At 63.3% G+C, this 7,824-nt stretch carries 3 protein-coding genes and 2 riboswitches; all 3 genes read right to left on the reverse strand.

Going from position 1 to position 7,824, the window contains the following annotated elements; genetic code table 11:
• Nucleotides 1-6: 6 nt before the first annotated feature.
• Nucleotides 7-1,455, reverse strand: coding sequence for a condensation domain-containing protein (locus tag AC5Y42_RS17085; protein WP_499899774.1), 1,449 nt, complete (start codon nt 1,453-1,455; stop codon nt 7-9).
• A gap of 424 nt (nt 1,456-1,879) precedes the next feature.
• Complete coding sequence (locus tag AC5Y42_RS17090) at nt 1,880-4,492, reverse strand: LuxR C-terminal-related transcriptional regulator (RefSeq protein ID WP_499899785.1); 2,613 nt, start codon at nt 4,490-4,492, stop codon at nt 1,880-1,882.
• 199 nt (nt 4,493-4,691) lie between these two features.
• A complete protein-coding gene (gene gcvP, locus AC5Y42_RS17095; protein ID WP_499899775.1) occupies nt 4,692-7,505 on the reverse strand; it encodes an aminomethyl-transferring glycine dehydrogenase in 2,814 nt (937 codons plus the stop codon).
• Between the two features lie 32 nt (nt 7,506-7,537).
• Nucleotides 7,538-7,659, reverse strand: a riboswitch (glycine riboswitch).
• A riboswitch (glycine riboswitch) is annotated at nt 7,660-7,757 on the reverse strand. It abuts the riboswitch before it with no gap.
• Nucleotides 7,758-7,824 lie beyond the last annotated feature (67 nt).

Consider the following 7,824-nt stretch of genomic DNA (forward strand, 5'->3'; position numbering starts at 1 on the left):
GTTGAATCAGCTGGATCTGACTCGCGGCACGAGTGATCCACTTCCGCGTTGACGGAAGTGACCGGACATCAACTTCCATCCGGCTCCCCAAAATCGTCGCCGTTTCCACTGGGCAACGCTGCGACCCCGTTCGGCCGGATCGATGATCTCGATCAGATCGATCCGCTGCTCCGGATCAGCAATAACAGCCTGCAAAAAAGACCTCATCTGATCGGTGAGGCGGTCCAGATCCGAGTTGCTGTAGAGCAGCCCATTTGCATCAATCTGAATGTGAACATCGCAAGGTTCCCCGTTCTCGGCTTCCCGCGCGTAATACGCCGAGATTGAGAGATCATCGCAGGCCCCGAACGTCGCTCCCAGAAACGCTGCGTGACTTCCAGCGAAGTCTAGGCTGCTGAAGAATGGTACGACGTTGATAACAGGCCCGAATGGATTCCCTGGCTTTTTAAACGGGTCCGTGTCGCAGTGAAATTCCGGTATATGATAGCGGGTATGGACAAGCAATGGGCCAATCTCTCGTTCGAGTGATTTTGCAAAATCCACAAATCCGATATGTGGGGCGACCGTGACCCGTACCGGAACAGCGTTTGAGAGCATGCACGGTGTACTCCATCCGACGCCGAGACGGTTAGCGACCGCTAGTCGAATCGGAAACTCCGACGCGGAGGATGCGCGGCTTAAGCACCCAACTAGCGATGCAGTCAAAAAGCGAGGCAAAGACAAGCCGACACCATCCGCCGCGCTTTTTAAGCGGGTCGCGGCCTCTCCCGCGAGCTCCAAGTTTCGATGTAGGGTCGCCCGGCGTGGTGGCCACATCGGGCGTTCGGCGATGATTACCGGCTCGGGCCAGGTATGCGTGTAATTAGCCCAAAATTCCCTATCCGTAATGAAATCTTCAGAACTTCTGTAATCCGAATCACTCCTTGAAACCATTTCTGGATTCGAAAACCTCGGTCGAGTGGGTTCCGCGCCCAACTTCAGTGCCGTATACACCTCTGATATGTGGCGGAGGATAATAAGTAAACCGAATCCATCGCATACAATACGGTGAGCGACAATAAAGAGAGAGTATTGTGAAGTATCAAGTTTGATAAGTCCAGCTCGGTACAAGATGTCATGACTTAAGTCGAATGCTTGACTGGTCATATCCGAAATCAGACTACGAGCTACGGATTCTGGGTTACCCGTTTGGCTGATATCGAAGAAATCCGGTCTCCACGCCTCCGGGTCGCATAGGGTTTGGTGAACTCCATCTTGATCTTCGCTAAATCTGACACACAAAGTCGGGGTCTCACGACAGACGTGGCGGAATGCTGCCTCCATCACGAGGTGATCTACCGGACCGGATATTTCAAGGTGGCCGGATATATTATTAGGCAGCTCCGGTGCCAATCTCTGGGCAGCCCATAAAGCCTCCTGGGCAGATGAGACTCCGATGTGGCGGTCCAATGTCACTAGCCCCCCGCGCCAGAGCCCACATCAGAGTTGAACTCACAGTAGGTGGCGCAGCGCCCGCACGATCGGACGCGGGCCATCGGTCGACTCACGCCGCCCCGCCCCCTCCCCGACGCCCCGCCCCCTCCCCTGGGCGTCATTGCGAAACTTAACCCTGCTTGTGGTGGCGTAAACAAATTCCGTTGGTGTGAGCACAGGTCGGGTAGTCGTCCGACATCCTGCGAGTAGTTCTCCGACATCCTGCGAGTAGTTCTCCGACATGTGGTGCGTAGTTATGCAACATGCATTGAGTAAGGATTCAACACACGTAGAGCAATCGCCTGTCCTCGCCGTGGTGCACAGGCAACGCGCAGTACCGTACGGCTCAAGGGATTTGATGATTTTCAGGTCGTGATAATCAGCGCGACATGCCGACGTCGTCTTCTTAAGCCGGTGGCCGATCCAGACTTAATAAGTGGATGAGTTGATCGCGGCTGCTGATGCCGAGTTTGGCGAAGATGCGATAAAGATGTCCCTCCGCTGTCCGCACGGAGACGCACAGTCGATCTGCGATCTGACGGTTGGACAAACCGGCCGCCACCAGCATCGTAATCTCGCTTTCACGGTCGGTGATCGGTAGCGGTCGGGCCGCGGCGGCCACGGCCGGTGTTCGTAGGTCCCCCTGATTGGCCAGCCGGTATGCCCGGATCGACGACGCTACTTCCTTACCGCGGCAAGCGTTGCGTGCGTGTTCACCCGCTGCTTGGGCCGCCGCGTCGGCAGCTAGGGCCATCGCACCGATACCCGCGAACCGATCAGCGGCAACGTCGAGCAGGTCGCCGTCGTGGTCCGCCACGCCGCGGGCATGCACAGCGACCGCCTCCGCCAGCGGAGTGTTCAGCGTCCCGCTCAGCTCTGCCACGCGTGCAGCGCGTGAATAATCGCCGAACCGAATAGCAGTGTGCAACGCACGCATTTCGACTGCGGTCATCCCGAATTCCTGCGCGAGCTGCGCGGCGCGCACTGAATGTATCTGGGCGGCCGTTGCCTCGCCGACGGATGCCCGCTGCCAGGCCCTGGCAAGCTCGAGTTCCGGCAAGAACACGGCAACTTGCGGGCCGTAAGCCTCCTCAGAACTGCGCAGCGCGGCAGCGGCAGCTTCGCTGTGTCCCCGCGCGCCTTCGGCCTGTGCGCGCCAGGCCGACACAAGCATCAACCACCCAGGTGGAAAGCCTTGGGACATAGCCAATCTCGAGGCCTGGAAGGCAGCACAGGCGGATGGTAGCGCACCGCGGGCAAGCTGCACGACTCCGAGCATCGCGTGGACGAAGGCGTCTGCTTCAGGCCCCACTGCGGCCGTCGGAGCATAGCGTACCCAAATCCGCTCAGCCGCTGAATAATCACCGGCGGCCGTCGCCGCCAAGACCTCAGCCAACCCCATGACGAACCGGTGTGGTCCCAGTTGGTCGGGCACAGCTGCGCGCGCCACATCCGCTATGAGGTGACTTTGGCATGGCCGCCCGCTGAGCGCCGACACCCAGGATGTCCCCGTAGCAACCAACTTCGCCGTCAACGGTTGCACATCGGATCCGCCCAATGACAGCCCTCGGTCGATTGCTGTCGAGAAATCACCTGAGAAGCAGGCAAACACGCCCTCCATTGCCGTCACGAGACCGTTCACCGCGTGCGTATCAACGCGATCTCGCACACCGGCAAGTAGGTGCCGTGCCTGCTCAACCCGTCCGCAATCAAAGAACAGGTTCGCGGCCCGCAGACATCTCCACTGCGCGATCAGCCACTCATCGTCGCCGTCGGGGTCCGCGCCGGCAAGCACAGTCTCGGCGGCGTCACCAAGTCCCTTCCAGCTCATCGCCTGAGCCAGCACAATCGCGGCCGCCACGCCGCCACCGTGGTCGAATGCGAATTTCGCCAGCTCCTCTGCGCAGGCGACGTTTGACATTGACACCGCACCGGCGGCTGCATCGATGATCAGGTCGAGGTCGGGGGCCAAGTCACTTCGCATCATGAACTGGGCCAGCTGTATCCGAGTGCGCACCTCGGGCATATTCGACTGCTGCTCTCGTATGCGCATTTGCTTGTAGAGATGCTGTGCGAGCATCCCGTTAAGCTGCCGCAAGCGCACCACGCCGGCGCGTCGGATCGCCGTTTCACCCAAGACAGGGTGAGCCAAGCGAGCCACAGTGTGCGATTGGTCGGCAACCAATTCGAGTACTCCGAGGCGCTCAAGACGCGCCACTGTGTCAGCATCGCAAATTTCGCGCAGGATCTCCCAGTTGAGGACCCCCGCAGCGGCCACGACCTCTACCGCCTCCAATTCTTCAGCGGCCAAGGACCGCAGGCGAGATTCGAGAAGATCGTTGAGCTCGCGGTCTGGTTGCAGCGCGCCGCGCAAATGCCAGCCATGCTCCGTGCACACCAGCGCGCCGCTCTCCCGGGCGGAATTCAGCAAACCGCGCAGCATCAGCGGGTTGCCGGCGGTCTGGTCATGTAGCTCTTTAGCCAATCGGGGCTCGATGACGCCGCCGAGGACGGTGCGGATGAGCTCCTCGGATTGCTCCGCGGTGAACGCGTTGATATCTAGCCGAAGTAACAGTCCGTCTTTCCACAGTGCTGTCACCGTGTCGGACACGGCGTTGCCCGAGCGGATTGCCACGATCAGGCGCACGCTGCCACTGGCGGCAAGGTGGTACACCAACGACGCCGACAACGGATCGAGCAACTGGGCGTCATCGACGACAATGACCAGGTTTTCTTCCTGCTCCAGCTTATTTTTGGCGGCCGCCAGCATGACAGCGGGTTCGGGTGCCGTGTCGAGGGACGTCAACCAATAAAACGTCCCGAAGGGCACCGCACTCGCGGTTTCGGTGCCGAGCGCAAACCGCACCGGACGTCCGCGCGACCTGACAGCCTCGGCAATGGCGCGAGCCAATGTCGATTTGCCGACACCGGTGTCGCCCACCAGCACGACCCCGCGGAGATCTACGTCCGTCTCGAGTGCCGCTAATGCCTGGCGGACCGCGTCGTCGCGGCCCACCATCGGCCACCGCGACCCGCTACTTGTTCGCACCGGGCCCCCCTGAGCCGCATTCTTTCCCCACCTGAGGAGGATGATCCTAGGGAGTGGTACCCAAAGTCGCCGAAATTAGTCTTACTGGCATGTAAACCTGCATCGCAGCTCTCGTCGCTACCGCTGGTCCTGACCGTTTTCCCGCGGGGCGGAGCCAGGTTTGTGCTCTCTATGCGAACGCCTCCACCGGTGGGCAGGAGCAGACCAGGTTGCGATCGCCGTAGGCGCCGTCGATGCGGCGTACCGGTGGCCACACCTTGGGCCGGAAGGCCTTGCCGAGCGGATAGGCGGCCGCTTCGCGGGTGTAGGGGTGATCCCAGTCGGCCACCAGCAGGCATTCGGCGGTGTGCGGTGCGCCGCGCAGCGGGTTGTCGTCCACCGGCCACTCCCCCGCGCCGACCCGGTCGATCTCTGCGCGGATGGCAATCATCGCCTCGCAGAATGCATCCACCTCGGCGAGGCTCTCGCTTTCGGTGGGCTCGACCATCAGCGTGCCGGCCACCGGAAAACTCATGGTAGGTGCATGAAAACCATAGTCCGCCAAGCGTTTTGCGACGTCGTCGACCGTGACGCCGGTGGCCTTGGTCAGCGGTCGCAGATCAAGGATGCACTCGTGGGCCACCATGCCGTTCTCGCCGGTGTAGAGCACTGGGTAGTACTCGTCGAGCCGGCGGGCGATGTAGTTGGCCGAGGCGGTCGCGGTGAGCGACGCCGCCCGCAGCCCAGCTGCGCCCATCATCCGGATATAGGCCCAGGTGATCGGCAAGATCGAGGCCGACCCATAGGGCGCCGACGACACCGGGCGGCCGTCGGACGCTCCCGGCAGGAACGGCGCCAAGTGTGCGCGGGCCACGACAGGTCCGACGCCGGGGCCGCCGCCGCCGTGCGGGATGCAGAACGTCTTGTGCAGGTTCAGGTGGCTGACGTCGCCACCGAACTTGCCGGGCCGCGCCAACCCCACCAGGGCATTGAGGTTGGCGCCGTCGACGTACACCTGCCCGCCGGCGTCGTGCACAACCGCGCAGATGTCGGCGATGTCGTGCTCGTACACCCCGTGGGTGGACGGGTAGGTGATCATCAGCGTGGAAAGCCGCTCGGCGTGCTCGCTGACTTTGGCGCGCAGGTCGTCGAGGTCGAGGTCACCGTTGGGGCGGCAGGCCACGACCGCCACCCGCAGTCCGGCCAGCGCCGCCGACGCGGCGTTCGTGCCGTGCGCGCTGGATGGAATCAGGCAGATGTCGCGGTGCGGCTCCCCCCGGCTGGCGTGATAGGCGTGGATCGCCAACAGGCCGGCATATTCGCCCTGCGAACCGGCGTTGGGTTGCAGTGAAGCCGCGTCGTAGCCGGTGAGCTGCACCAGCCAGGTCTCCAATTGGTCGATGAGTTGACGGATCCCGGCGGTGTCGGCGGGCGGGGCGAACGGATGCAGACGCGCGAATTCCGGCCAGGTGATCGGCTCCATCTCGGCGGCGGCGTTGAGTTTCATTGTGCAGGAACCCAGCGGAATCATGCTGCGGTCCAAGGCCACATCCTTATCCGCCAGTGCGCGCAGATACCGCATCATCGACGTCTCGGTGCGGTACCGGGTGAAGGCCGGATGCGTCAAAAACTCCGAGGTGCGGGTGATGATCCCGGCGCAGACCGGCTCGGCGGCCTCGACGCCGAAGGCCTCGAGCACCGCGGCCACGTGGTCATCGGTGGTGACTTCGTCGCAGGACACCGAGACGTGGTCGTCGTCGACGCGCCACACGTTGATGCCGTTGGCCTTCGCCGCGGCGACCACGTCGTCGGCGCGGCCCGGAACCCGCGCCAGCACGGTGTCGAAGTACTTGTCGTGCACCAACGCATCGCCCAGTGCGGCGGCGATCTTCTCGGCGTGGCCGTGTACGCGGCGGGCGATTCCGGTCAGCCCTTCGGCGCCGTGGTAGCTGGCATACATCGCGGCCATCACCGCCAATAGCACCTGGGCGGTGCAGATGTTGCTGGTCGCCTTGTCGCGGCGGATGTGTTGCTCGCGGGTCTGCAGCGCCAAGCGGTAGGCCGGCGCTCCGTCGGCGTCTTTCGACACGCCGACCAGCCGGCCGGGCAGCTGCCGGGCCTGCTTGCCATGCACGGCCAGATATCCGGCGTGTGGGCCGCCGAAACCCATTGGCACACCGAAGCGTTGACTGCTGCCGAATGCGACGTCGGCGCCGATCTCGCCGGGCGGGGTGATCAGGGTCAAGGCCAGTAGGTCGGCGCCGACGGCGACCAGCGCGCCGCGCTCGTGCGCCTCGGAGATCAGCGCGGTCCAGTCGGTTATCCGCCCGCTGGCACCCGGCAACTGGGCGATCACTCCGAAGAACTCACCTTCGGGCAAGCCGTCGCGCAGGTCGGCCGTGACGATCTCGATGCCCAACGGTTGGGCACGGGTGGCCAGCACTGCGGCGGTCTGACCGAACAGGTCGATGTCGACGGCCAACCGGTTGACGTTGCCCTTTGCCGCTCGGTGCATCAGCGTCATTGCCTCGGCGGCCGCAGTGCCTTCGTCGAGCATCGAGGCGTTGGCCAGTTCCAGGCCGGTCAGATCGGCGACCATGGTCTGGAAATTCAGCAGCGCCTCCAGCCGGCCCTGGCTGATCTCCGGCTGATAGGGCGTGTAGGCGGTGTACCAGGCCGGGTTCTCCATGATGTTGCGCAGCAGCACCGGCGGCGTGTGCGTGTCGTAGTAGCCCTGGCCGATCATCGACACCGCGACGGTGTTGGCGTCGGCCATTTTGCGCAACTCGGCCAGCGCCTCGGCTTCAGTGGCCGGTGGCGGTAGCTGGTGCAGCCCCGGGGCGGCGCCGGAGTCGGTGAGCGCGTCGAGAATGTCGGTCGGAACCGCCTTGATGGCCAGCTCGTCGAGTGACCCGACGCCGATGACGGCGAGCATCGTGGCGATCGCGTCGCTGTCGGGACCGATGTGCCGGTCGGCGAACCGCGGATTCGTGTAGTCGGACACTCGGGACTCCTGACATGGGCAGAGGACGGTGTTCCTCTCCCTCTGTCGCTACCCGCATCGGGCGCCTGAGAGATTCAGCGCTGGCCTGCTTGCGCCTTTCCCCATCGGCGGGTGATCACCCGCAATGGGCCTTCACCGCTTTCCAGAGGCATCGTTGTCTCGCGCGGTCCGGGTGCCTGAGAGGTTGACGGAGAGGTATTGCTCCTTCGGCGTCCGTGGCTGGCCGTCACGGAACTCTCCCGCATGAGGTGCGATGCGGGACCCAGTTTACCGGGGAGGTCACGCCCGGCGCGAGGGTGCGCAAACCCGGCTTACGGCG

Source organism: Mycobacterium sp. NGS48 (assembly GCF_059812585.1).

Bases quoted from the DNA above. Each gene is read 5' to 3' on its own strand.
- AC5Y42_RS17090 (WP_499899785.1), bottom strand. From the start codon at position 4,492: ATGGTGGGCCGCGACGACGCGGTCCGCCAGGCATTAGCGGCACTCGAG.